At 58.6% G+C, this 26,927-nt stretch carries 17 protein-coding genes and 1 riboswitch; of the genes, 10 read left to right on the top strand and 7 right to left on the bottom strand.

Annotation, left to right across the window (positions count from 1 at the left end; genetic code table 11):
- Positions 1-200: 200 nt before the first annotated feature.
- From metA to aceK, 4 genes are all read left to right on the top strand, one after another.
- On the top strand, positions 201-1,130 hold the full coding sequence (gene metA / locus AC6I8P_RS18060; protein ID WP_481658004.1) for a homoserine O-succinyltransferase MetA: 930 nt from the start codon (positions 201-203) through the stop codon (positions 1,128-1,130).
- A gap of 270 nt (positions 1,131-1,400) precedes the next feature.
- On the top strand, positions 1,401-2,999 hold the full coding sequence (gene aceB, locus AC6I8P_RS18055; RefSeq protein ID WP_481658003.1) for a malate synthase A: 1,599 nt from the start codon (positions 1,401-1,403) through the stop codon (positions 2,997-2,999).
- Between the two features lie 16 nt (positions 3,000-3,015).
- Complete coding sequence (gene aceA, locus AC6I8P_RS18050; RefSeq protein WP_059012753.1) at positions 3,016-4,320, top strand: isocitrate lyase; 1,305 nt, start codon at positions 3,016-3,018, stop codon at positions 4,318-4,320.
- Positions 4,321-4,386: 66 nt separating this feature from the next.
- Complete coding sequence (gene aceK / locus AC6I8P_RS18045) at positions 4,387-6,123, top strand: bifunctional isocitrate dehydrogenase kinase/phosphatase (protein ID WP_059012751.1); 1,737 nt, start codon at positions 4,387-4,389, stop codon at positions 6,121-6,123.
- Here aceK and iclR read toward each other — a convergent pair.
- On the bottom strand, positions 6,120-6,950 hold the full coding sequence (gene iclR, locus AC6I8P_RS18040) for a glyoxylate bypass operon transcriptional repressor IclR (protein WP_058757603.1): 831 nt from the start codon (positions 6,948-6,950) through the stop codon (positions 6,120-6,122). The two genes, aceK and iclR, sit on opposite strands and share 4 nt — an antisense overlap.
- 196 nt (positions 6,951-7,146) lie before the next feature.
- Here iclR and metH point away from each other — a divergent pair, with 196 nt between their 5' ends.
- Entirely contained in the window at positions 7,147-10,830 is a 3,684-nt protein-coding gene (metH, locus tag AC6I8P_RS18035; RefSeq protein WP_215786767.1) for a methionine synthase, read from the top strand.
- A 134-nt stretch (positions 10,831-10,964) separates the two neighbouring features.
- Here metH and AC6I8P_RS18030 read toward each other — a convergent pair whose 3' ends face one another.
- The 5 genes from AC6I8P_RS18030 to pgi all read right to left on the bottom strand — a co-directional run bounded on the left by AC6I8P_RS18030 (position 10,965) and on the right by pgi (position 17,051).
- On the bottom strand, positions 10,965-13,055 hold the full coding sequence (locus AC6I8P_RS18030) for a YjbH domain-containing protein (protein WP_498030851.1): 2,091 nt from the start codon (positions 13,053-13,055) through the stop codon (positions 10,965-10,967).
- Positions 13,055-13,792, bottom strand: coding sequence for a capsule biosynthesis GfcC family protein (locus AC6I8P_RS18025; protein WP_498030850.1), 738 nt, complete (start codon positions 13,790-13,792; stop codon positions 13,055-13,057). Before AC6I8P_RS18025 ends, AC6I8P_RS18030 begins: the two co-directional genes overlap by 1 nt.
- Complete coding sequence (locus AC6I8P_RS18020) at positions 13,789-14,436, bottom strand: YjbF family lipoprotein (RefSeq protein ID WP_275026779.1); 648 nt, start codon at positions 14,434-14,436, stop codon at positions 13,789-13,791. The genes AC6I8P_RS18025 and AC6I8P_RS18020 overlap by 4 nt, the downstream gene beginning before the upstream one ends.
- A gap of 78 nt (positions 14,437-14,514) precedes the next feature.
- Positions 14,515-14,763 carry an exopolysaccharide production protein YjbE gene (gene yjbE, locus AC6I8P_RS18015; RefSeq protein ID WP_021508031.1) on the bottom strand — a complete coding sequence of 83 codons (249 nt, stop codon included), beginning with the start codon at positions 14,761-14,763 and terminating at the stop codon, positions 14,515-14,517.
- A gap of 641 nt (positions 14,764-15,404) precedes the next feature.
- The gene (pgi, locus tag AC6I8P_RS18010) at positions 15,405-17,051 is read right to left on the bottom strand and encodes a glucose-6-phosphate isomerase (protein WP_262264541.1); all 1,647 of its coding nucleotides are present in this window, start codon (positions 17,049-17,051) and stop codon (positions 15,405-15,407) included.
- A gap of 381 nt (positions 17,052-17,432) precedes the next feature.
- Positions 17,433-17,627, top strand: a riboswitch (Lysine riboswitch).
- A gap of 110 nt (positions 17,628-17,737) precedes the next feature.
- On the opposite strand from pgi, the gene lysC reads away from it, so the two are divergent.
- Together lysC and panS are read left to right on the top strand one after the other, a co-directional pair.
- Entirely contained in the window at positions 17,738-19,093 is a 1,356-nt protein-coding gene (lysC, locus tag AC6I8P_RS18005) for a lysine-sensitive aspartokinase 3 (RefSeq protein ID WP_021508028.1), read from the top strand.
- A 262-nt stretch (positions 19,094-19,355) separates the two neighbouring features.
- The gene (panS, locus tag AC6I8P_RS18000) at positions 19,356-20,279 is read left to right on the top strand and encodes a ketopantoate/pantoate/pantothenate transporter PanS (protein ID WP_058769993.1); all 924 of its coding nucleotides are present in this window, start codon (positions 19,356-19,358) and stop codon (positions 20,277-20,279) included.
- A 193-nt stretch (positions 20,280-20,472) separates the two neighbouring features.
- On the opposite strand, the gene AC6I8P_RS17995 is transcribed toward panS, so the two are convergent.
- Positions 20,473-21,066, bottom strand: a complete 594-nt coding sequence (locus tag AC6I8P_RS17995) for a YhgN family NAAT transporter (protein ID WP_031279795.1) — start codon at positions 21,064-21,066, stop codon at positions 20,473-20,475.
- Positions 21,067-21,284: 218 nt separating this feature from the next.
- On the opposite strand from AC6I8P_RS17995, the gene asd reads away from it, so the two are divergent.
- From asd to glgX, 3 genes are all read left to right on the top strand, one after another.
- Positions 21,285-22,394 carry an aspartate-semialdehyde dehydrogenase gene (gene asd / locus AC6I8P_RS17990; RefSeq protein WP_031279794.1) on the top strand — a complete coding sequence of 370 codons (1,110 nt, stop codon included), beginning with the start codon at positions 21,285-21,287 and terminating at the stop codon, positions 22,392-22,394.
- Positions 22,395-22,752: 358 nt separating this feature from the next.
- Positions 22,753-24,939, top strand: a complete 2,187-nt coding sequence (gene glgB / locus AC6I8P_RS17985) for a 1,4-alpha-glucan branching enzyme (RefSeq protein ID WP_262264539.1) — start codon at positions 22,753-22,755, stop codon at positions 24,937-24,939.
- Positions 24,939-26,918, top strand: a complete 1,980-nt coding sequence (gene glgX, locus AC6I8P_RS17980) for a glycogen debranching protein GlgX (protein WP_058780908.1) — start codon at positions 24,939-24,941, stop codon at positions 26,916-26,918. The genes glgB and glgX overlap by 1 nt, the downstream gene beginning before the upstream one ends.
- The last annotated feature ends 9 nt before the right edge of the window (positions 26,919-26,927 follow it).

Raw genomic sequence — 26,927 nt, 5'->3', positions numbered from 1 at the left:
AATCCTGAAAAAATTCTAACGCGCTCTTTTCCCGACCTTATTGCTGCTGCTCACCGCGCGGCGTTCACGGCTATTGCCGCTCAATGCTGAAACATTTTCATAAACCGCATGAAGACTCGACATCCAGCGGCAGCCAGGCTAATCTCGGGCATCTGGATGTCTAAACGTTTATATGGTTATCAGCAAGAGGTCAGCAGGTTATGCCAATCAGGATCCCCGACGAATTACCGGCAGTGAATTTTTTGCGTAATGAGAATGTCTTTGTCATGACCTCATCGCGCGCCAGTGTTCAGGAGATTCGTCCGCTTAAAGTATTGATCCTTAACCTGATGCCCAAGAAAATTGAAACCGAAAACCAGTTTCTGCGCCTGCTCTCTAACTCGCCACTGCAGATCGATGTTCAGCTGTTACGCATCGACAGCCGCGAGTCGCGCAACACGCCAAGCGAGCATCTGAACAACTTCTACTGCAACTTCGAGGATATCGCTAACGACAACTTTGACGGCCTGATTGTCACCGGCGCGCCGCTGGGGCTGGTTGATTTCAATGATGTTGCCTACTGGCCACAGATTCAGCGCGTGCTGCACTGGGCGAAAGAGCACGTCACTTCTACCCTGTTCGTTTGCTGGGCGGTGCAGGCGGCGCTTAACATCCTGTATGGCATTCCTAAACAGACGCGACAGAACAAGCTGTCTGGCGTCTATGAGCATCAGATCCTTCATCCGCACGCGCTACTGACGCGCGGTTTTGATGACAACTTCCTGGCACCGCATTCACGCTATGCTGATTTTCCCAGCCAGCTGATTCGTGACTATACCGATCTCGAGCTGTTTGCCGAATCAGAAAGCACCGGTGCCTATCTGATGGCGAGTAAAGACAAGCGCCTGGCCTTTGTTACCGGCCATCCGGAATATGACGCTCTCACGCTGTCGGGTGAGTACCATCGGGACTACGAGGCCGGCCTGCACCCTGAGGTGCCGTTCAACTACTTCCCGCAGGACAACCCGGAATTGCCGCCGCGCGCCACCTGGCGTAGCCACGGCAACCTGCTGTTCTCCAACTGGCTCAACTATTACGTCTACCAGATTACGCCATTCGATCTGCGCCATATGAATCCAACGCTCGAGTAAAACGCCTGCTAACAACGCGTTTAAACCTGCCGTGACAGCCGCGTGTTGTCGCGGCTTTTTTTTGTCTTTTTTTTATGATGGAACGTATTGCCTTTATTTCGTGAGATTAAATTACAGTTAAATCAGATAAATAAAATCAAATAGACACTAAAATGGAAATAGTTTTTGAAATTAAAATAAAAATGATTATGCTCTGATCTTGCCGGTTAAAAAATACCCTACAGCCCGATCCTGTCGTTAGAAAAAGGATCAAACCAGGAGGCAGCCCGCATGACAGACACGGTTATCAGCCCGACACTGACCTTTAGCCAGCCCTTTACCCACGCGGAGAAGCAGCTGCTCACGCCCGAAGCCATTGATTTCCTGCACTCGCTGGTGGTGCGCTTTGCACCCGAGCGCGAGCGTCTGCTGAAAGCGCGTCAGCAGCGCCAGCAGCGCTACGATCAGGGGGCGTTGCCAGACTTCGATTCGGAAACCGCTTCCATTCGGCAAAGTGACTGGCAGGTGAGGCCCATTCCTCAGCTACTGCGCGATCGCCGCGTCGAAATCACCGGTCCGCCAGATCGCAAAATGGTGATCAACGCGCTGAACGCTAACGTCAAAGTGTTCATGGCCGATTTTGAGGATTCGCTGGCACCGACCTGGCAAAAACTGCTTGATGGCCAGCTGGCGCTGCGCGATGCGGTTAACGGCACGCTGAGCTTCACCAGCGAAAACGGCAAGATCTACCAGTTACGATCCGATCCGGCGCTGCTGATGTGCCGGGTTCGCGGCTTACATCTGGATGAGAAGCATGTTGAGTGGCGCGATCGGGCCATTCCCGGCGGGTTATTCGACTTTGCGCTCTATCTGTTTCACAACGTCACTGCGCTGCTGGAGAAGGGCCACGGTCCCTGGTTCTATCTGCCGAAAACCGAGCATGCGGCGGAAGTGGCATGGTGGCGGGAAATCTTCCGCTTCAGTGAAGATCGCTTCGATCTGCCGCGCGGCACCATCAAAGCCACGGTACTGATCGAGACGTTGCCCGCGGTATTCCAGATGGATGAGATCCTGTGGGAACTGCGCGATCACGTGGTTGGCCTCAACTGTGGTCGCTGGGATTACATCTTCAGCTACATCAAAACGCTGGGCCAGCACGGTGACTGCATTCTGCCGGATCGTCAGCAGATCAGCATGGACCAGCCGTTCCTCGAGGCTTATTCGCGCCTGCTGATCAAAACCTGCCACCGGCGCGGTGCGCTGGCGATGGGCGGCATGTCGGCGCTCATCCCGGCCAAAGACGCTGAACGCAACGCCTGGGTGATGCAGAAAGTGCAGGAGGACAAAGCACGGGAAGCGGGCAACGGACACGACGGTACCTGGGTCGCCCATCCTGGCCTGGCAGACATCGCCATGGCGGAATTTGACCGTCAGCTGGGCGATCGCCCCAACCAGCTGCACGTCAGTCGTGAACAGGATACGCCGATCACCGCCGAGCGCCTGCTGCGCCCGTGCCGTGGTCAGCGCACTGAAGCCGGGATGCGCGCCAACATCCGCATTGCGCTGCAGTATCTGGAAGCGTGGATCAGCGGCAATGGCTGCGTGCCTATTGATGGGCTGATGGAGGATGCCGCTACCGCGGAGATTGCCCGTACCTCCATCTGGCAGTGGATTCACCACAAGCAAATCCTCAGCGATGGTCAACTGGTGACCGCCGCGCTGTTCGAACAGTTTCTGGATGAAGAGCTGGCGGCCCTGCGCCACAGCCTGGGTGACACGCGCTTTGACGCCAGTCGCTATGAAGATGCGGCTGCGCTGATGGCGCAAATCACCACCGACGAACAACTGGTTCCTTTCCTCACCCTGCCGGGCTACCGCCTGCTGCCCTGACTCTGGAGATACTGCTATGTCAAATCGTACCCAACAGATCGCTCAACTGGAAAACAGCTGGCTGGCATCACGCTGGCAGGGCATTACCCGTCCTTACAGTGCCGAAGAGGTCATTAACCTGCGCGGCTCCGTCAATCCCGCCTGCACGCTGGCGGATCGCGGCGCGAGAAAGCTGTGGGCACTCCTGAATGGTGAGGCGAGCAAAGGCTATATCAACAGCCTCGGTGCCCTGACCGGCGGGCAGGCGGTGCAGCAGGCGAAAGCCGGCATTGAGGCGATTTATCTCTCCGGCTGGCAGGTGGCGGCCGATGCAAACCTGGCCGGGCAGATGTATCCGGACCAGTCGCTGTACCCGGTCAATTCGGTGCCAAACGTGGTGGAACGTATTAACCAAAGTTTTCAGCGCGCCGATCAAATCCAGTGGGCGAGCGGGCTGTCGCCGGACGATGACGGCTTTATCGATTACTACCTGCCGATTGTCGCCGATGCGGAAGCCGGATTTGGTGGGGTGCTCAATGCTTTTGAGCTGATGAAAGCGATGATTCAGGCCGGTGCCGGCGCGGTGCACTTTGAAGATCAGCTGGCGGCAGTGAAGAAGTGCGGGCACATGGGCGGCAAAGTTCTGGTGCCGACGCAGGAAGCGATTCAGAAACTGGTGGCGGCGCGGCTGGCGGCCGATGTGATGGATGTGCCCACGGTGCTGATTGCGCGCACCGATGCCGACGCTGCCGATCTGATTACCTCCGATTGCGACGAGCGCGATGCGCCGTTTATTACCGGGGAACGGACCGCTGAAGGCTTCTTCCGCACCCATGCCGGTATCGAACAGGCGATAGCCCGTGGCCTGGCGTATGCGCCATATGCCGATGTGCTGTGGTGCGAAACTTCCACGCCGGATCTGGCGCTGGCGCAGCGCTTCGCCGAGGCGATTCACGCGCAGTATCCCGGCAAGCTGCTGGCTTACAACTGCTCGCCTTCGTTTAACTGGAAGAAGAATCTCGACGATCGCACCATTGCCCGCTTCCAGCAGGCGCTGAGCGAGATGGGCTACCGCTTTCAGTTCATCACCCTGGCGGGTATCCACAGCATGTGGTTCAACATGTTCGACCTCGCACACGCTTATGCGCAGGGCGAAGGCATGCGCCACTACGTGGAAAAGGTGCAGCAGCCGGAATTTGCCGCACGCGAACGCGGCTACACCTTCTCTGCGCATCAGCAGGAAGTGGGTACCGGTTATTTTGACCGCATCACCACGGTGATTCAGGGCGGCAGCTCGTCGGTCACCGCGCTGACCGGCTCCACCGAAGCCGCACAGTTCTGATCAGCGTACTCCCGGTGCGCAGCATGGCGCACCGTTTCACTGGCTCACGCTTGCCGGAGATTGCCGATGTCACCGAGAGAATCCCTTATCGCCCACACGATTCTGCAGGGTTTTGATGCGCAGTACGGTCGCTTTCTCGATATTACCGCAGGCGCGCAGCAGCGCTTTGAACAGGCGGACTGGCAGGCGGTGCAGCAGGCGATGAAAGCGCGTATCCATTTGTATGATCATCACGTCGGGCTGGTCGCCAATCAGTTGCGCATCCTCAACGAGATGGCCGACTGGGATGACGCCTTCTGGCTGCGGGTGAAAAGCCACTATGCCACGCTGCTGCCGGGCTATCCGCGTCATGAAATTGCCGAAAGCTTTTTTAATTCTGTCTATTGTCGCTTGCTGGGGCACAGCCACTTACTGCCTGAGCGGCTGTTTATCCTGCCGTCACAGCCGTACGCGCCCGCGCCGCCGGCGCAGCGACCGCTGTCGCGCCTGTACCGGCCGCAGCACAGCTGGCATGAGACGCTGCGTCAGGTATTAAATGACATTCCGTTGCGGCTGACGTGGCAGGATCAGACACGCGACATCGGCTGGATTGTGCGTCATCTGCACGAGCAGTTCAGCGCGGCACAGCTGGCCAATGCCACGCTGGACGTCGCCAGCGAGCTGTTTTATCGCAACAAAACCGCCTGGATTGTGGCGCGGCTGCAGCTAAGCGCGGGTGAGATTGTGCCGTGTCTGCTGCCGATCCAGCGCGATGACGCCGGCCGGTTGTGGATTGATACCTGTCTCACCGACAGCAATGACGCCAGCATCGTGTTTGGCTTTGCCCGTGCCTATTTCATGGTGTATGCGCCGGTGCCGGCCGCGCTGGTGGCCTGGCTGCAGCCGATTTTGCCGGGCAAAACCCTCGCCGAGCGCTATATGGCGATTGGCTGCCAGAAACACGGTAAAACCGAATGCTATCGCGAATATTTAGATTACCTGGCGCACAGTCAGGAAGCGTTCACCATCGCGCCCGGCGTGCGCGGTATGGTGATGCTGGTATTTACGCTGCCCGGTTTTGATCGGGTATTTAAGGTGATTAAAGATCGCTTCGCGCCGCAAAAAGAGGTGACGGATGCGCAGGTGCGCGCCTGTTACCGGCTGGTCAAAGAGCATGACCGCGTCGGGCGCATGGCTGACACCCAGGAGTTTGAGCATTTCGCCATCCCGCGCGCGCGCATTCCGGCGGCGCTGATGGCGGAATTTGAGCGCGAGATTCCGGAAAAAATCGAGCTGCGCGATGACGTAGTGATCATCCGCCACTTATGGCTGGAGCGTCGTATGCAGCCGCTTAACCTGTGGCTGATGCAGGCGACGCCGGAACAGCGCCAGCACGCCATTGAGGAGTACGGCGATGCGATTTGTCAGCTGGCGGCGGCCAATATCTTCCCCGGCGATATGCTGTTTAAAAACTTCGGCATGACGCGCCATGGCCGCGTGGTGTTTTACGACTATGATGAAATCCGCCCGATGACCGAGCTGGTGTTCCGCGATGTCCCGGCGGCGCGTTACGAAGAGGATGAGCTGCAGGCCGAGCCGTGGTACAGCGTCGGGCCGGATGATGTGTTTCCGGAAACCTTCCGCTACGCGCTGTGCAGCGAACCGGCGACCGGAAAACTGCTGCAGGCGCTGCATCCGCAGTTGTTCGATCCCGGCTGGTGGCGCGCACTGCAGGCGCGGATCCGTGCCGGGCATATCGAAGAGGTGATGGCGTGGCGCGCCGGACAGCGTTTCAGCGCGCGCTACGCGTCAGTGGCCGCCTAGCGGCCGGCATAGCTCAGTGTTACCTGCTTCGCCGCGCGGATCACCAGCGCCCCGAGTTCAGTAATGCGGTCGTCGGTCATGCGCGCCAGCGGGCCGGAGATGGAGATGGCGGCAAACGGTTCGCCGTGTTCATCATAAATCGGTGCCGCCACACAGCGCAGGCCGAGCGCGTGCTCTTCGTCGTCGTGCGAAAAACCCATCTTACGGATCAGCGCCAGATTCTCCTTCAGGCTATGCGGCGACATCAGGGTTTTCGGCGTGTAGTGATGCAATCCCTTCTGATGCAGCAGGGCGGTGACCTGATCATCGCTGAGGTGAGCGAGAAACGCTTTGCCGGCACCGGACGCATGCATCGGCAACTTGCCGCCAATCGGCGCTGACATGCGCATCAGCTGGGTGCACTGTACCTGGTCAATAATCACCGCCTGATAATCACTGAGATCCAGCACCGCCAGATTCACGGTTTCGCCGGCTTCTTCCATCAGCCGGCGCAGAATCGGGTGCACAATCGCCAGCAGATTGCGGCTCTGCAGAAAACTGCTGCCGACCACAAAGGCATGAGCGCCAATGGTCCATAAACCGAGGTCGCCCACCTGATGCACAAATCCCTGCTGCTGCATGGTGGTCAGCAGGCGATGAGTGGTGGAGTTGGGAAGCCCGGCCTGTTGCGCCAGCTCGGTCAGCGCCACGCTACCGTGTGATTCGGCAATCAGCTCCAGCAAACGCAGCCCGCGCGTCAGAGATTGTACCTGGCCGCCGGCAGGGGCACTGGCCGCCGGAGCCGTACGGGGTTTTTTGCCGCGTTTCGCGGGCGCAGGGGTTGCCATAACATCTCCACAGTCATTGCAGGTATGGAAACCATTTTCGTTTTTAATGGTATGAATGCAAACGCTGGCTGACTGGTCGGATCTGCTGGTCATTTTGCCGCCGGTGGCCGTAAACGGGTGACTTTTGCTCATTTGAAAGTTGTGCCAGTATGACTGGCTGGCATTTAGCCAGCGTAATGACGTGGATGGGGCAAGAGTGAGCAATAAAACCGCAACGCTACAGCAGCAGCTGGCACAACGCATCATGATTCTGGACGGTGGCATGGGCACCATGATCCAGAGTTACAAACTGGATGAGCAGGATTTTCGCGGCAGCCGCTTCGCTGACTGGCCGTGCGATGTGAAAGGCAATAATGACCTGCTGGTGCTGAGTAAGCCGGACGTCATTCGCGAAATCCACGATGCTTACCTGGCGGCTGGCGCGGATATTCTCGAAACTAACACCTTCAACGCCACCCCGATTGCCATGGCCGACTATGAAATGGCCGCGCTGTCGGCGGAGATCAACTTCGAAGCGGCGAAACTGGCGCGCGCCTGCGCCGACGCGTGGACGGCAAAAACGCCCGATCGCCCGCGCTACGTTGCTGGCGTGCTCGGCCCGACCAACCGCACCTGCTCGATCTCGCCTGACGTTAACGATCCCGCGTTTCGTAACATCACCTTCAATCAGCTGGTGGACGCCTACCGCGAATCGACCCATGCGCTGATTAGCGGCGGTGCTGACATCATCATGATCGAAACGGTGTTCGATACCCTGAATGCCAAAGCGGCGATCTATGCGGTACAGAGCGAGATGGAAGCGATGGGCGTGACGCTGCCGCTGATGATCTCCGGCACCATTACCGATGCGTCAGGCCGCACGCTCTCCGGCCAGACCACGGAAGGATTCTACAACTCACTGCGCCACGCGGAGCCGCTGTCGTTCGGCCTCAACTGCGCGCTTGGCCCGGACGAACTGCGCCAGTATGTGCAGGAGCTGTCGCGCATTGCGGAAGGCTATGTCAGCGCCCACCCCAACGCCGGTCTGCCAAATGCCTTCGGCGAATATGACCTTGATGCGGCGACGATGGCGGCGCAGATTGGCGAGTGGGCGCGCGCCGGCTTCCTTAACATTATCGGTGGCTGCTGTGGCACTACGCCGCAGCACATTGCGGCGATGGCGGCAGCGGTCGAGGGCGTGCCACCGCGGCCGCTACCGGAAATAGCCGTCGCCTGCCGTTTGTCTGGCCTCGAACCGCTCAATATTCAGGCCGATTCACTGTTCGTCAACGTGGGTGAGCGCACTAACGTGACCGGCTCGGCCAAATTTAAGCGCCTGATTAAAGAAGAGAAGTACAACGAAGCGCTGGACGTGGCGCGCCAGCAGGTGGAAAACGGCGCGCAGATTATCGATATCAATATGGATGAAGGCATGCTGGATGCGGAAGCGGCCATGGTGCGCTTTCTCAACCTGATTGCCGGTGAGCCGGATATTGCCCGCGTGCCGATCATGATCGACTCCTCAAAATGGGAGGTGATTGAGAAAGGCCTGCAGTGCATTCAGGGCAAAGGCATCGTCAACTCCATCTCGATGAAAGAGGGCGTCGAGCCGTTTATTGCGCACGCGCGCAAAGTGCGGCGCTACGGCGCGGCGGTGGTGGTGATGGCGTTCGACGAAGTGGGCCAGGCGGACACCCGCGCGCGCAAAATTGAGATCTGCCGCCGCGCCTACCACATCCTCACCGAAGAAGTCGGTTTCCCGCCGGAAGACATCATTTTCGACCCCAATATCTTTGCCGTCGCCACCGGCATCGAAGAGCACAACAACTACGCGATGGATTTCATCGGTGCCTGTGAAGACATCAAACGCGAACTGCCGCATGCGATGATCTCCGGCGGCGTCTCCAACGTGTCGTTCTCGTTCCGCGGTAACGAACCGGTGCGTGAGGCGATTCACGCGGTGTTCCTCTACTACGCCATCCGCAACGGCATGGACATGGGCATCGTCAACGCCGGTCAGCTGGCGATTTATGACGATTTGCCGGCGGAGCTGCGCGATGCGGTTGAGGACGTGATCCTCAACCGGCGCGACGATGGCACCGAGCGACTGCTGGCGCTGGCGGAGAAGTATCGCGGCAACAAAGGCGAGGGTGAGCAGGACAAGCAGCAGGCCGAATGGCGCAGCTGGGACGTGGTGAAGCGGCTGGAATATTCGCTGGTGAAAGGCATCACCGAGTTTATCGAGCAGGATACCGAAGAGGCGCGCCAGGCCGCGGCACGGCCGATTGAAGTCATCGAAGGGCCGCTGATGTCAGGCATGAATGTGGTCGGCGATCTGTTTGGCGAGGGCAAAATGTTCCTGCCGCAGGTGGTGAAATCGGCGCGCGTGATGAAGCAGGCGGTGGCCTACCTCGAACCCTTTATCCAGGCGAGCAAAGAGGCCGGCCGCAGCAACGGTAAAATCGTGCTGGCGACGGTAAAAGGCGACGTGCACGACATCGGCAAAAATATTGTTGGCGTGGTGCTGCAGTGTAACAACTACGAAATCATCGACCTGGGCGTGATGGTGCCGGGCGACAAAATCCTGAAAACCGCGCGTGAGGAAAACGCCGACATCATCGGACTTTCCGGCCTGATTACCCCGTCGCTCGACGAGATGGTGAACGTGGCGAAAGAGATGGAGCGCCAGGGCTTTACGCTGCCGCTGCTGATTGGCGGGGCCACCACCTCGAAAGCGCACACGGCGGTGAAGATTGAGCAGAATTACAGCGGCCCGACGGTTTATGTGCAGAACGCCTCGCGTACCGTCGGCGTGGTCTCTTCGCTGCTGTCGCCCACGCTGAAAGAGGCGTTCGTGGCGCGCACGCGTAAAGAGTACGAAACCGTGCGGATTCAGCACGCGCGTAAAAAGCCGCGTACGCCGCCGGTCACGCTGCAGGCCGCGCGCGATAATCATTACGTCATTGACTGGCAACGCTACACGCCACCGGTGGCGCATCGTACCGGCGTCAGCGCAGTGGAGGCCAGTATCGATACGCTGCGCAACTACATCGACTGGACGCCGTTTTTTATGACCTGGTCGCTGGCCGGCAAATATCCGCGTATCCTGGAAGATGAGGTGGTGGGCGAAGAAGCCACGCGGCTGTTTGCCGATGCCAATGCGATGCTGGATAACCTCAGCGCGCAGGGCACGCTCAGGCCGCGCGGCGTGGTTGGTATTTTCCCGGCTAACCGGGTTGGCGACGACATTGAAATCTACCGTGACGAGACCCGGCGCGAAGTGCTGTGCGTCAGCCATCATTTACGTCAGCAAACGGAAAAAACCGACTTCGCCAACTACTGTCTGGCGGACTTCGTGGCGCCGAAATCCAGTGGTAAAGCGGATTATCTCGGCGCGTTTGCCGTCACCGGCGGGCTGGAGGAGGATGCGCTGGCGGCGGCGTTCGACCAGCAGCACGATGATTACAACAAAATCATGGTGAAAGCGGTGGCGGATCGCCTGGCGGAGGCGTTTGCTGAATACCTGCATGAGCGCGTGCGTAAGGTGATCTGGGGCTATGCCGCCCATGAAAATCTCAGCAACGACGAGCTGATTCGCGAAAATTACCAGGGCATTCGCCCGGCGCCGGGCTATCCGGCCTGTCCGGAACACACCGAGAAGGCACAAATCTGGCAGCTGCTGGATGTGGAGCATCACACCGGCATGAAACTGACTGAATCTTTTGCCATGTGGCCCGGTGCCGCGGTGTCCGGCTGGTATTTTAGTCATCCGGAGAGTAAATATTTCGCCGTGGCGCAGATTCAGCGCGACCAGGTGGAAGATTACGCGGCGCGTAAAGGCATGAGCGTCAGCGACGTGGAACGCTGGCTGGCACCGAATTTAGGCTACGACGCGGATTGATGAATTGCCGGCGCAGAGCGCGCGCAATGAAATGCTGGCAGGCGGTCGCCATCAATGGCGACCCTACATGGTTCACGTAGGGTGCGCATTAATGCGCACCGTTAAATGGCGCGGGTTTAACCCCGCGCTGCAATTTAATTAAAACGCGCATCGCGATCGGCGGTCAGATCGTACAGCTGGTACTTACGGCCCAGCATCTGACCACCGTCACGCGTCAGCGGCACCCAGTTCACCTGCGCACGGCCACGGGTTGGCGAGACGGTAAACAGATCCATCGGAATCGAAATATAGAAACCTTTGGTGAAATCCCCTTCGCCATACGCTTCGGCTGACACGTTGGTTTTGGTGGCGTAGAAGCCGACCATTACGCCGCTGTCAAAGCGCTTCGACACATCCAGCGTGACCCCTTTGTCCTTCGCCAGATATTCACCGACGCTGGCTTTCACCAGCACATCCTGCATGAACCACGGACGCCAGTAAGCGGTAAGGTGCCCGGTCGGCGCCTTGTAATCGGTGAACTGCATCATGTTGTCCCAGTCACGCTGCTTCACGTAGTTCGCATCGAGACCGAAAGCCCAGTTGCTGTCCACCGGGCGATACAACAGCTCGCCGCCCACGCCGCCGTACATGGTTTCCAGATAGCCACCGTACACCTGGCCGTAAAAGCCATTGCCGAGATAGCGCATGTAGTTGGCCTGCAGATCATTCACGTAAACGTTGTTCTCCACGTAGTCGCGAATGTGGGTGCGCACGCGCGGCAGCGTCGAGTCGGCTGGCGCGCCGTTGTAGTTGAACTTGTCATAGTTATTGGCGATGTTGCCAAACAGGCTGCCGCCAATCAGCCAGTGATCGGTCAGCCAGTAATCGACATTGCCCATTACGCCGAGCTGATACATGTAGAAGCTTTCCGGACCGCCGACCGACTGGTTGAGCACCGGCGACAGGCTGTAGTTGAGGCGATCCTTACGGATGAAATAGCCCTGTTCGGTGGTGCCCGGATCGATCGGTTCTTCACGCGTCTGCTGCAGCGGCTGCTCGTGGCCGAGCGGATAGCCGCGCAGTTCGTTATTCAGGCTGGCCACATCGGTGCGCGTGGTGACCTGCGGCATGTTAAAGCGCGACTCGGTGACTTCAATCGTATCAATGCCCGCCGGCAGATTGTTCATGATAATGCGGTTAGCGCGGTCAACGCCTTCGCGCGTGTCGCGATATTTGGTCTGCTCACCGGAAACGTATAGCGTGCGGCCTTTGGTCTGGATGCGCGGACCATCCAGTCCGGCATTGTATTTCAGATCGGTAAGCTGATTAGCGACCACCGTCGGCTGCAGCAGATCGCCCTGCGGCTGTGGCTGATAAGCCGGTTTTGCGCTATCAAGGTGCGACTGGTGTAAGGAATTAAAGTTGGTGCGTACGGTCACGCCAAACATAAAGGTATTGCCGCGCTCGTAGCTGGCGTTGATATCTGCCCAGTCGGTAAGGCGATAGATTGCGCCAACGTTGACCTTACTGCGCTGCTCCAGCCGGCCGGCAAAATCGTCCTGATAATCGTTGCCTTCATACTCCAGCTTGAGACGCAGCGGCTGCCACGGCGTCTGGTATTCGATGCCACCAAACAGTGCCGCCGGACCGTGGAACATCTGCGAGCCGTTAATGGAACCCGCCGAACCGCCGCCGGTGCGGCTGCAGAAGCTGTCGCTGTAGGAGCAGAACGGGGTTTTGATGGTGCCGCTGTTGCCGAGATAGCCCCAGCCCAGCCCGAGGCTGAAATCAAACGGTCCCCAGGCTTTACTCGCCACCAGATATTCGCTGTCGAACAGGCCGGTACCGCCCAAATCGCGCGAGCCGACCGCCACTTCCGGCAGCCAGAAGCTCTCCTGCCACAGGCGCAGTTTCAGGTCGAAGGCTTTGTCTTTATAGCTCTGGTTGCCGCTGAAGCCTTCCACCGCACTGTAGCGGCGGGTGCGTACGTCGGTATAGCGCACCGTGGTTTCCAGCCACGGGAACAGCTGCAATGACGCAGAATAGTAGCGATATTGATCGTTATCGCGGAAGTTCAGGCTAAATTCGCCCTCTTTTGCCATGCGCGCGGTCGGCGTTTGCATCAGGCCCACGCCGCCAAAATCAGATTGTGAAGGACCGACCGGTTCCGGCCAGGTTTCCGCCTGCACCTGGCATGCGGCGGCGACAGAAGCAGCCAACAGGCTGAGGAGTAATTGTTTTTTCATCAGTCTGGCATCCGGTGAGTCAGAACGGAAAGCATGCGCGCATTCAAATCAGGCTGGCCCCAGGGCAGGCTCCATGTGGAGAAGCCCAGCCAGATGGTGCTGCCAGGCTCGACTTCAACATGCCGCTGATTCCAGTAAGCGATCGGCACCTGCTGCGTCTCACCTGACGGCGCAATCACCGTGGCCACGCTGCGTTCGGCACCCGATAAACGCGCATGCGGCGCGAGGTAGTCACGCACCGTGCGTCCTGGCTGCCAGCTCTCACTGCCGGGATGGCTGAGTGCGCCCATCACCCGTACCTGCGTCGGCGCTGCCACGATGTACAGGTCGTAGCTGCCCTGCAGTTTACGGTTGGCTTCCGGACGCAGCCGCACCCAGTCGGGATCGAGCGAAGTAAACTGGCGCCCGGTAACCTGCAGAGCGCTGAGCTGCTGGATTACGCTGCCGATGGTTGCGGCCAGTGAAGTAACGCTGTCGGCCTGCCAGGCGCGCAGATCCGCCAGCAACTGAGCGTGCTGCTGCTGCGCCACGGCGGTCGCACCGCGTTCGGCAATCACCGTGCCCGGCCACCAGCTGTGCAGCGCCGGGTTCGTTACCAGTTCGCTAAGCGTGCTGGCATGATCGATCTGGAAACTGCGCTGATCGTGCGCAGGGTGTACCGTCACCTGGCTATCCGCCAGCGCGTGGCTGGCCGCCGTGAAGGCGAGTGCCGCCAGCAAGGAATTGATTTTTTTCATGATTTCGCCGGCTTCAGAAGGGTGGTTGCAATCGGGAACTGGTCAGCCGCCAGCATCTGCTGCGCCTGCAGCACCGTACCGTCGCGGTTATCGATCCAGAAGGTGTTCTGCCAGCTGACGCCGGGGCTCTCCATCTCTACCGTTTCGTGCCAGACGCGGCAGGGCACCCGCTCGCCGGCGAGGTTCAGCACTTCATCGTCGCCGCGCTGAAAGGTGGAGTGAGCGGTGGCGGCACGCACGTTGTTCTGCTCGCGCCACTGCACGACGCGCGTCCACTGCGCGCCATTTTGCAGCCGCAGCGCATCGGCCAGCGGATCCTGCGCCAGGTTACTGACGGCCTGCAGGTTATCGCGCAGGCCGAGGGTTTTCACCAGGCGGCCGTGCTGCATCACCAGCATGGCTTTATCCTGGGTTACCCATTTCTGCTGGCCGTTTTCCAGATAGCCCAGCACCACAAAGATGCGCGGACCGTTGTCGACGCGCGCATACAGGCTGGCATAGGGCAGATTAGCGATTTGTTCATCGCTGACGGTGACATCGTCCGGACCGCTGATGGCGAGCATCACGGTCTGTTCGAGGCCTTTTTGCGTTTGTGTGCAAGCCTGCAGCAACAGGCAAAGAAGCAGCAAAGTGAGTCGGCGCACTGTGTATCCCTGTCTCAATAGAGGCAAAAAAACAAAAAATAACCACACGACTGTGTGGTTATGTTTAAAGGTGCTACATCAACGAGTGGTGCTCGTTGTGGTAGTGGTTGTTGTACCGGTATTTGCACCGTCGCCACCGCCAGCAGCGGCAACGCCGAGACCCACTAACGCACCGAGTGCGCCGATACCCACAGCGGTGGTCGCACCGGTCGAGATTGCTCCCGCCTGCGCGCCTGCTGCAGCACCGGCTTCTTCCGGTGCGGCAATCGCAGCGGAAGAAACGGCAACGTAAAGTAAGGCTGCACCGGCAACCATCAGTTTTTTCATAACAACGTTTCCTGCATCTTGATAAAACGTGAATGAAGGATATTACCCGTCATACCGTACGCTGCCGTCCGATGGCCGCTGGGCCGCATGCAGCTGGCTAACCGTGGTCAGCGCGCAATAATGTTTCCCGGGCCGCCGGGCGACAGCGGGGAAGTATTCAGGGCAGCCTTGAAGGCGCGTTCAGTATAGGGCAACAAATTACCAGAGTTCAGCGCCAGAAAAAGAGGGGGATTAAGCAGGACATTTCTGGTGATAAATAAGGCGAATTGGCGTTAGCTGCTTTTTTTAATTGCGCTTTTTTCGCTGGCTGGAATATTTACGCAGGACGTTATAGCACAGCAGCATTTTTCACTTTTGCATTAAAAAATGGCACGGAATAGGAATAATCAGATTTTCCTGAAAGGGTTAAAATAGAAAGGCAAATTTAATCAGTTGCTTAGGTGGATGAGGTGGACAAATCAGATCCATTTTTTATCAGATAAGCCCGCCACGCATGATGGCATCTTCCGATTTTCCTTAGGGCATTTTAAGAATTATCTAACCGCAGCGTGGCAGCAAAATCCGCTTATTTTCCGCGGGGCGGTATATCGGAGCAAAAAAAAGGCGGCATGTGCTGCCGCCTGATGAGCCTGGGGGTGAAATTAACGCCAGGATTTGTAGCGATTAATTAAGCCATTGGTGGAGCTATCGTGGCTGTTAATCTGCGCATCGTTTTCCAGCTCCGGCAGAATGCGGTTAGCCAGCTGTTTGCCCAGCTCAACGCCCCACTGATCGAAGGTGAAGATGTTGAGAATCGCGCCCTGAGTGAAGATCTTGTGCTCATACAGCGCAATCAGCGCGCCGAGGCTGAACGGGGTGATTTCACGCAGCAGAATCGAGTTGGTCGGACGGTTACCTTCAAACACCTTGAACGGCACGATATGCGCGACGGACTCCGCTGATTTCCCGGCATCGGTAAACTCTTTCTCTACCACGTCACGGGCTTTACCAAACGCCAGCGCTTCGGTCTGCGCAAAGAAGTTGGAAAGCAGCTTCTGATGGTGGTCGGCCAGCGCATTGTGGGTCTGCGCCGGCGCAATGAAGTCGCATGGAATCAGCTTGGTACCCTGATGAATCAGCTGATAAAACGCGTGCTGTCCGTTGGTGCCGGGCTCACCCCAGATAATCGGGCCGGTCTGGTAATCCACCGGATTGCCGTCGCGGTCGACGTACTTACCGTTGGACTCCATGTTGCCCTGCTGGAAGTAAGCGGCAAACCGGTGCATGTACTGGTCGTACGGCAGAATTGCTTCGGTTTCGGCACCGAAGAAGTTGTTGTACCAGATACCAATCAGCGCCAGCAGCACCGGCAGGTTTTGCTCCGCTGGCGTGTTCGCGAAGTGCTGGTCCATGGCGTGCGCGCCGCTCAGCAGCTGTTCGAAGTTTTCGAAGCCGATGGACAGGATGATCGACAGACCAATCGCGGACCACAGTGAGTAGCGGCCGCCGACCCAGTCCCAGAACTCGAACATGTTGGCGGTATCAATACCAAACTCGCCGACCGCTTTCGCGTTGGTTGAGAGCGCGGCAAAGTGCTTCGCCACGTGCTGCTGATCGCCGGCGGTGTTCAGGAACCAGTCGCGCGCGCTGTGGGCGTTGGTCATGGTTTCCTGCGTAGTAAAGGTTTTCGACGCCACGAGGAACAGCGTGGTTTCCGGGTTAAGCGGTTTCAGCGTTTCGGCAATGTGCGTGCCATCAACGTTGGAAACAAAATGCATGTTGAGGTGGTTTTTATACGGACGCAGCGCTTCGGTCACCATGAACGGGCCGAGGTCTGAACCGCCGATACCGATGTTCACCACATCTGTAATCGGCTTGCCGGTGTAGCCTTTCCACTCGCCGCTGATGATGCGTTCTGAGAAGGCTTTCATCTTCGCCAGCACCGCGTTCACTTCCGGCATTACATCTTTGCCATCCACGAGGATTGGTGTGTTGCTGCGGTTGCGCAGGGCCACGTGCAGCACGGCGCGATCTTCGGTGCGGTTAATCTTCTCACCGGAGAACATGGATTTGATGGCGCCCGCCAGATCGGTCTCTTTCGCCAGCGCCTGGAGTTTGTCGAGGGTTTCCTGGGTGATGCGGTTTTTTGAGAAATCCACCAGCATCTGATCATCAAAGGTGGCAGAGAATTTCGCAAAACGATCGGCATCCTGCGCAAACAGGTCGGCAATCTCTACCGATTTCATCTGATCAAAATGCTGCTGCAGCGCTTTCCAGGCTGCGGTTTGTGTCGGATTGATATTTTTCATGGCAACACTCTTGTTGATATAAGAACCGTCATTCCATCCGGGCGCATCCTGTCTGGCCCGGCATGCTGAGCATTTGTTACGGCTTGCACGCGTTTCAGTATGACCACAGTTGCAACTGAAAGGAAAAAATTTGTGACGCCAGCCGCAGCGTTTCAGGTAAATCCGGCGGCGATTGTCGGCCGGTTCGCCGCGCATTACTCTGCGCGGCATCAGCAAAACACCGGTTTTTTCGCACCGCTGACTACTTTATGCGGCTGGCGGCTTCCGGGTTTGTTTAGCAATGCGCTGCATAAGTGTAAAAATGAATTTTCCCGGCGCCGCAAGGCTGGACAGCGGAACAATAAATCAGTATTTTGTGCGCGCGACTTGCACCTCCGGGTGCAAGCCAGAAGAGGCGCGTCGCCCAGGCAGTGTGTTTGAGGATCCGTATCCAGCGAGAACACATCAGGGGGTGCGACGCCGAGGTGGTGCAACACGCGGAGTGTTGTGCTGTCGGCTGCAGGGGCTGAATCCTCTGGGTTGTCACCAGAAGCGTCCGCAGTCGGACGTTTCGCAAGGTGAAGTGCTTTTGGTGACTCATCTCCTGATCTTGTCTGTCCAATTCTGCTCTTCTCTTGTGCCAAGGCTGTTACCCGATCTTCTCTTCCGCGAATGGGAGGAGATAACCTGACACGAGGTTTTGTTACATGTCTCAATCGTTGATCGTGGCAAAATTTGGCGGCACCAGCGTTGCCGATTTCGATGCCATGAACCGCAGCGCGGACGTCGTGCTGTCTGATGCCAATACCCGTCTGGTGGTGCTCTCTGCCTCGGCGGGCGTGACTAACCTGCTGGTTTCGCTGGCTGAAGGCCAGGAACTCGAGCAGCGCGCTTATCTGCTGGATCAAATCCGCACCATTCAATACGCCATCATCGATCGCCTGCAGTCGCCGGACGTCATCCGTCAGGAGATTGATCGCATGCTGGAGAACATCATCATGCTGGCGGAAGCGGCGGCATTAGCCCGTTCGACTGCGCTGACCGATGAGCTGGTGAGCCACGGCGAACTGATGTCGAGCCTGCTGTTTGTGGAGATTCTGCGCGAGCGCCAGGTGAATGCCGAGTGGTTTGACGTACGCAAAGTGATGCGCACCAGCGACCGTTTTGGCCGCGCCGAGCCGGATGTGGCCGAGCTGAAAACGCTGGCAGCGGCTCAGCTGCAGCCGCGCACCGCAGAAGCGCTGGTGATCACGCAGGGCTTTATTGGCAGCGAAGGCAAAGGCCGCACCACCACGCTGGGCCGCGGCGGCAGCGATTACACCGCTGCGCTGCTCGGCGAAGCGCTGCAGGCGACGCGTGTGGATATCTGGACCGACGTGGCGGGCATCTACACCACTGACCCGCGTGTGGTGCCGCAGGCGAAACGCATCGAAGAGATCACCTTTGAAGAAGCGGCGGAGATGGCGATCTTCGGCGCGAAAGTGCTGCATCCGGCGACGCTGCTGCCGGCGGTGCGCAGTGATATTCCGGTGTTTGTCGGCTCCAGTAAAGATCCGGCGGCGGGCGGCACGCGCGTCTGCAACGAGACTAAAAATCCGCCGCTGTTCCGTGCGCTGGCACTGCGGCGCAAACAGACGCTGCTGACACTGCACAGCCTGAACATGCTGCACGCGCACGGCTTCCTGGCCGAAGTGTTTGCTATCCTGGCGCGCCACAGTATTTCGGTTGATCTGGTTACCACCTCGGAAGTGAGCGTGGCGCTGACGCTGGATACCACCGGTTCGACCAGCACCGCCGACAGTCTGCTGACCCAGGCGCTGCTGACCGAGCTCTCTTCCCTGTGCCGGGTGGAAGTGGAAGAGAATCTGGCGCTGGTGGCGATCATCGGCAACAACCTGTCGAAAGCCTGCGGCGTCGGCAAAGAGGTGTTCGGCGCGCTGGAGCCGTTTAACCTGCGCATGATTTGCTACGGCGCAAGCAGCTACAACCTGTGCTTCCTGGTACCAACGCCGGACGCGGAAGAAGTGGTGCGCGCGCTGCATAAGAATCTGTTCGAATCTTAATTGGCGCGTAAGTCACCCGAAGCCGGACAATGTCCGGCTTTTTTTATCTCTGCCGTTCAGCCTGACGCTATTTCGGACAAATGCCAGCGGAATGCCCGTGTCTGCCCGGCGATCTTTAGCAGCCGATAGGCATTTTCTGTCGTCGGCCACGCTTATGATAATGAAATGTTATGATCCGGCGCAGGTCGCTGCGGTCGTTCCCCGCGCGCCTTTTCATCTGTGGCAAAAAACCAATTAAGTAAAACGCTAAGGACATTTCTTCATGCTCGCCAAACTCACCCGCCTGTTTCCGCTCTGGGCCGTACTGCTGTCCGTTGCAGCCTATTATTCGCCGTCCACCTTCCTCGGCATCGGGCCGTGGGTAACCTACCTGCTGATGCTGATCATGTTCGGCATGGGCGTGACGCTCAACATTGATGATTTTAAACGCGTGCTGGTGCGTCCGGCGCCGGTGGTTGCCGGCACGTTCCTGCACTATCTGGTGATGCCGCTGGCGGCCTGGGCGCTGGCGAAACTGTTCCAGATGCCGCCGGATCTGGCCGCCGGGATGATCCTGGTCGGCAGCGTGGCCAGCGGGACAGCCTCGAACGTGATGATTTATCTGGCGAAGGGCGATGTGGCGCTGTCGGTGACCATCTCCTCGGTTTCGGCGCTGGTGGGTGTGTTCGCGACGCCGCTGCTGACGCGCTTCTACGTAGATACCCACATTCAGGTTGATGTGGTGGGCATGCTGCTCAGCATCGTCAAAATCGTGGTGATCCCGATTGGGCTTGGCCTGATTATTCACCACTCCATGAACAGCGTGGTGCGCCGCGTTGAGCCGTATCTGCCGGCGTTTTCGATGGTGTGTATTCTGCTGATCATTAGCGCGGTGGTCGCCGGTAGCCAGGGCTTTATCGGCTCGGTAGGGCTGATGGTGATCGCGGCGGTAATCCTGCACAACGCCATTGGGCTGCTCGGCGGCTACTGGGGTGGCAAGCTGTTTGGCTTTGACGAATCCACCTGCCGCACGCTGGCGCTGGAAGTCGGTATGCAGAACTCCGGACTGGCGGCCACGCTAGGCAAACTGTACTTCTCACCGCTGGCCGCACTGCCCGGCGCACTGTTCTCGGTGTGGCACAACCTGTCCGGTTCCCTGCTGGCGGGTTACTGGTCGGGTAAAACGATTGAGAAGAAGCAGAAATAACGGGGCATGCGTACCGGTGGTCATCAATGGCGATCGGTTACGCACCATCGTCCTGTTGATGCCGGTGCGCATAAATGCGCAACCTACAAAAAACACGCGATAACCTTGCAGAGGGTGCAATAAATGCGCCCTCTGTAAAAACGCGCAATAATCTTGTAGGGTCGCCATTCATGGCGACCGCAAACGCGAAACATTACAGTTTCAGGTAAACCCGAATCCCGTCCAGGAACATCTGCGTCGCCAGCATAATCAGGATCAAACCCATTAATCGCTCCAGCGCGTTGACGCCTTTATCCCCCAGCAGGCGCAGGAACAGGCCGGACATCAGCAGAATCACCACCGTGACGCCCCAGGCAATCAGCAGGGCGCCGACCAGGTGCGTCATCTGGTTGGGATACTGGTGTGACAGCAGCATCAGGGTGGCGAGCAGCGAGGGTCCGGCGACCAGCGGGATCGCCAGCGGCACCAGGAACGGCTCTTCGCCGGCGGGCAGGCCGCTGGTGCTGGTCTCGCCGGACGGGAAAATCATGCGAATGGCGATCAAAAACAGAATGATGCCGCCGGAAATCGACACCGTTTCGGTGCGCAGATTAAGAAACGCCAGGATGCGTTCACCGGCGAACAGGAACAGCAGCATCAGAATCAAGGCGATCAGCATCTCGCGCATCAGCACTACGCGGCGGCGCTTCGGCTCCAGGTGCTTCAGCACCGACATGAAAATCGGCAGGTTGCCCAGCGGGTCCATAATCAACAGCAACAATATGGTCGCGGATATCATTTCAGTCATCAGAGGTAAACCATCCCTTCAGGTCGGCCACAGCCGTTATAAGTTGTACTGCTGAAAAAGTTAGCGCAATCGAATTAATTCACTTGCCAGAAGTGCTGCATTTTGTAGAGTTGTGGGTCATAGGTAAACCTGATTATTACGCAGACTGGCGCGTTGCTGGCGCTGGTCTTTTTTCGCACCACCCAGGCCCCGGCCCGAGTTCCTGAGACGGACAGAAAATGAAGAATGTAGGTTTTGTTGGTTGGCGTGGCATGGTCGGCTCTGTGCTGATGTCACGTATGAGCGAAGAACGCGATTTCGATGTGATCAATCCGGTCTTCTTCTCCACCTCGCAACTGGGTCAGGCTGCGCCGACGTTTGGCGGTAAGTCGACCGGTGCGCTGCAGGATGCGTTTGATATTGAGGCGCTGAAGGCGCTGGATATCATCATCACCTGCCAGGGCGGCGATTATACCAGTGAAGTCTACCCGAAGCTGCGCGAGAGCGGCTGGCAGGGCTACTGGATTGATGCGGCCTCCACGCTGCGCATGAAAGATGACGCCATCATTATTCTTGATCCGGTCAACCATCAGGTGATTCGTCAGGGCCTCGACAGCGGCATCAAAACCTTTGTCGGCGGTAACTGCACCGTCAGCCTGATGCTGATGTCGCTGGGCGGACTGTTCGCTAACGACCTGGTCGAGTGGGCCTCCGTCGCGACGTATCAGGCGGCTTCCGGCGGCGGCGCGCGCCATATGCGCGAACTGCTGACCCAGATGGGCATGCTGCACGATCACGTTGCGACTTCGCTGCAAAATCCGGCCTCCGCCATTCTCGACATCGAGCGCAGCGTGACTGACTTTACCCGTTCCGGCACGCTGCCGACCGACAACTTCGGCGTACCGCTGGCCGGCAGCCTGATCCCGTGGATCGACAAGCAGCTGGACAACGGCCAGAGCCGCGAAGAGTGGAAAGGCCAGGCGGAGACCAACAAAATTCTCTCGACCCGTCACACCATTCCGGTCGATGGCCTGTGCGTGCGCGTCGGCGCGCTGCGCTGCCACAGCCAGGCGTTCACGTTGAAGCTGAAGAAAGATGTGCCGCTGAACGAAATCGAACAGCTGCTGGCCGCGCACAACGAGTGGGTGAAAGTGGTGCCGAACGATCGCGACATCACCATGCGTGAACTGACGCCTGCTGCGGTGACCGGTACGCTGACCACGCCGGTGGGCCGTCTGCGTAAGCTGAACATGGGGCCGGAGTATCTGTCGGCCTTCACCGTCGGCGATCAGTTACTGTGGGGCGCTGCCGAACCGCTGCGTCGCATGCTGCGTTTGCTGATCGACTAAGCGCAGCGCGAATCCAGACAGGCCGGGGTTTCCCGGCCTTTTTTCTTTCCACGGGAGTGCAAAACTTAACCCAAATTGCGCCCGACAAGTGATCAGCTTCCCCTTTTTGCTCGCCCGATAACAATTTTTTGCGTTCCACCCTGGCTTCTGCCAACCCCAAGCTATGATTTAACAGTGATGTGCCGGTTGTTAACTGTTTTTACTTTGCGAATGGAATAGTTGTTGTACACGGCCAGGATCTTTCCCACGGAGGGTGTCCTTCCTTGCTGCTGTATGTATGGCTCATGAAAAGCAGCGCACCTATAGCGACAATCCTGTCTCTCCGGTCGCCTGCGCAAAAAATCATAGGAAGAAAGTCATGTCAGAGCTTCCCGATCGCCATGCGATCAATGCCCTTTTCGCCGGGAATTATGCCGACCCCTTCTCAGTACTGGGGATGCACCAGACCACACAAGGTCTCGAAGTGCGTGCGCTGTTACCGGATGCATCCGAAGTCTGGGTGATTGAAACCAACACCGGCCGCAAATGCGCCCAGCTTAAATGTCTTGATTCGCGCGGCTTCTTCAGCGGCGTGATCCCGCGCCGTAAAAACCTGTTTCGCTACCAGCTGGCAGTCAACTGGCACGGCCAGCAAAACCTGATCGACGATGCCTACCGCTTTGGCCCGCTGCTGGCGGAGATGGATGCCTGGCTGCTGGCCGAAGGCACGCACCTGCGGCCGTATGAAACGCTCGGCGCGCACGGCACCACCATTGATGGCGTTGCCGGCACGCGCTTCGCCGTCTGGGCCCCGAACGCGCAGCGCGTTTCGGTGGTAGGCGAGTTTAACTTCTGGGATGGCCGCCGCCATCCGATGCGTTTCCGCCGCGAACTCGGCATCTGGGAGCTGTTTGTCCCCGGCGCGGTTAACGGCCAGCTGTACAAATTCGAGATCATTGATGCGCACGGTCAGATGCGCATCAAAGCCGATCCGTTCGCCTTCGAGGCGCAAATGCGCCCGCAGACCGCCTCGATGATCTGCGGCCTGCCGCCGAAGCTGGAGATGCAGCCACAGCGCAAAATCGCCAACGGCTTTGACCAGCCGATCTCCATTTACGAGGTGCATCTCGGTTCGTGGCGTCGCCACACCGACAACAATTTCTGGCTGAGTTACAAAGAGCTGGCCGAACAGCTGGTGCCCTATGTCAAAGAGATGGGGTTTACCCATATCGAACTGTTACCGATCAATGAGCATCCGTTCGACGGCAGCTGGGGCTATCAGCCACTCGGCATGTACGCGCCGACGCGCCGCTTCGGCACGCGCGATGAGTTTCGTCACTTTATCGCCGCTGCCCACGAGGCAGGTCTCAACGTGCTGCTCGACTGGGTGCCGGGCCACTTCCCCAGTGACGATTTTGGCCTCGCCAAATTCGACGGTACCGAGCTGTACGAGCACAGCGATCCGCGCGAAGGCTACCATCAGGACTGGAATACGCTGATCTACAACTTTGGCCGGCGCGAGGTCAGCAACTATCTCTCCGGCAATGCGCTGTATTGGATGGAGCGCTTCGGCATTGATGGCCTGCGCGTCGATGCGGTGGCGTCGATGATCTATCGCGACTACAGCCGCAAAGAGGGTGAGTGGGTGCCTAACCAGTTTGGCGGCCGTGAAAACCTCGAAGCCATCGCCTTCCTGCGCCATACCAATCGCACGCTGGGCCGCGCCGCACCCGGCAGCATCAGCGTGGCGGAAGAGTCTACCGATTATCCGGGCGTGACGCGGCCATCCGAAGATGGCGGTCTGGGCTTCTGGTTCAAATGGAACCTCGGCTGGATGCATGACACCCTCGACTACATGAAGCTCGATCCGGTGCATCGCCGCTACCATCATCAGCTGATGACCTTCGGCATGCTGTACAACTACACGGAAAACTTCGTGCTGCCGCTGTCGCACGACGAAGTGGTACACGGCAAAAAGTCGATCCTCGACCGCATGCCGGGTGATACCTGGCAGAAATTTGCCAACCTGCGCGCCTATTACGGCTGGATGTGGGGCTTTCCCGGCAAAAAACTGCAGTTTATGGGCAATGAATTCGCCCAGGGTCGGGAATGGAACCACGACACTAGCCTCGACTGGCATCTGCTGGAGGGGATGGATAACTGGCACCACGGCGTGCAGCGACTGGTACGTGACCTGAACCACAGCTATCGCCACTTTTCGCCGCTCTATCAGCTCGATTTCGATGCCAGCGGCTTCGAGTGGCTGGTGGTCGACGATCACGAAAACTCGGTCTTTGTATTTGTACGCCGCGACCGCGAGGGCAACGAACTGATCGTCGCCAGTAACTTCACGCCGGTGCCGCGTCACAGCTATCGCTTCGGCGTGAATCAGCGCGGCGGCTGGCGCGAAGTGCTGAACACCGATCAGCATGATTATCACGGCAGCGATCTGCGCAATCACGGTATCGTGCATACCGATGACATCGCCAGCCACGGGCGCGCGCAGTCGCTAAGCCTGACGCTGCCGCCGCTCGCCACGCTGTGGCTGGTGCGGGAGGGCGATTGATGCTCCAGCCGGGCCAGCCGGTACCGCCGGGTGCCCATTATGACGGGCGCGGCGTCAACTTTACGCTGTTCTCGCGCCACGCGGAGCGGGTGGAGCTGTGCCTGTTTGATGAACAGGGGAGTGAGCAGCGTTTTCCTCTGCCGGCGCGCAGCGGTGACATCTGGCATGGCTATGTTCCGGCGCTAAAGCCGGGCCAGCGCTATGGCTACCGCGTGCATGGGCCGTGGCAGCCAGAGCGCGGTCATCGTTTCAATCCGGCCAAACTGCTGGTCGATCCCTGTGCCAAAGCGGTATGCGGCGCGGTGCCAGACGACGCGCGCCTACTGGGTGGAGAGTGGCAGCAGGATGATGCCGACAGCGCTGGCGTTGCGCCCAAATCGCTGGTGATCGCCGACGATTTTGACTGGCAGGACGATTGTGCGCCGCGCACGCCGTGGGGCAAGACGGTGATTTACGAGGCACACGTACGCGGCCTGACGCAGCAGCATCCGGAAATTCCGGAAAGGCTACGCGGGACATATGCGGCGCTGGGGCATCCTGCTATGGTGAGCTATCTGCGCCGGCTGGGTATCACCGCGCTGGAGTTGCTGCCGATAGCCGCGTTTGCCAGCGAACCGCGCCTGCAACGGCTCGGCCTGAGCAACTACTGGGGCTATAACCCGTTTGCGCTGTGGGCGCTGCATCCGCATTACGCGGCGGGTGAAGCGGGCCAGACGCCGCTGCAGGAGTTTCAGCAGGCGGTAAAAGCGCTGCACGCGGCGGGCATTGAAGTGATTCTGGACGTGGTGTTCAACCACAGCGCCGAGCTGGAAGAGATTGGCCCGACACTGTCGCTGCGCGGCGTCGACAACGCCAGCTATTACTGGCTGGGCGATAACGGTGAATATCACAACTGGACCGGCTGCGGTAATACGCTGAACCTCAGCGATCCGCAGGTGCTTGACTGGGCGCTGGGCGCGCTGCGTTACTGGGTGCAAACCTGCCACGTTGACGGCTTTCGTTTCGATCTGGCCAGCGTGCTCGGGCGCACGCCGGATTATCGCCAGGATGCACCGCTGTTTGTGGCCATGCAGGCCTGTCCGGTGCTGTCGCAGGTGAAGCTGATCGCTGAACCCTGGGATATCGGGCCCGGCGGCTATCAGGTGGGCAACTTTCCGCCCGGCTTCGCCGAATGGAACGACCACTTTCGCGATACGGCGCGCCGCTACTGGCTGCACGGTGAGTTGAGTAACGGTGATTTTGCCCGCCGCTTTGCCGGCTCCAGCGATGTATTTCAGCGCGCGGCGCGTCTGCCGCACGCCAGCATTAATCTGATCACCGCGCACGACGGCTTCACGCTGCGTGACGTGGTGAGTTATAACCAGAAGCATAATCAGGCCAACGGCGAAGATAATCGCGACGGCAGCAGCAGTAATTTCAGCCATAACCATGGTTTTGAAGGGCTGCAGGGCAACTTCGATGTGGTCGAGCGGCGGCGGCGCAGCGTGCACGCATTGCTGACCACGCTGCTGCTGGCGCAGGGCACGCCGATGCTGCTGGCCGGTGACGAACGCGGTCACAGCCAGCACGGCAACAATAATGCGTACTGTCAGGATAACCCACTCACCTGGCTGAACTGGCAACAGGATGATTTTGGACTGGTCGACTTCACTGCCGCGTTAATCCGGCTGCGTCAGCATATTCCCGCGCTGACGCAGGACAGCTGGTGGCAGGAGGGCGATGGTAACGTGCAGTGGTTGAATGCCAGCGGCAAACCACTGGAAAGGGATGAGTGGGAACAGGGGATGCACAGACTGCAGATCCTGCTCTCCGGCCGCTGGTTACTAACGATAAACGCCACGGATTCGGTGAGTGACCTTGCCTTACCAGACGGAGAATGGCGAGCCATTCCTCCTTTCGCCGGGGAAGATAACCCCATCCTGACAACTGTCTGGCACGGGCCCGCACACGGCGTGTGTGTGTTCCTAAAGCAATCATAAGGAGTCAGA

It is taken from the genome of gamma proteobacterium symbiont of Lampromicra miyakona, assembly GCF_059730895.1.
This window is presented reverse-complemented; position numbering and strand designations above follow the sequence as displayed.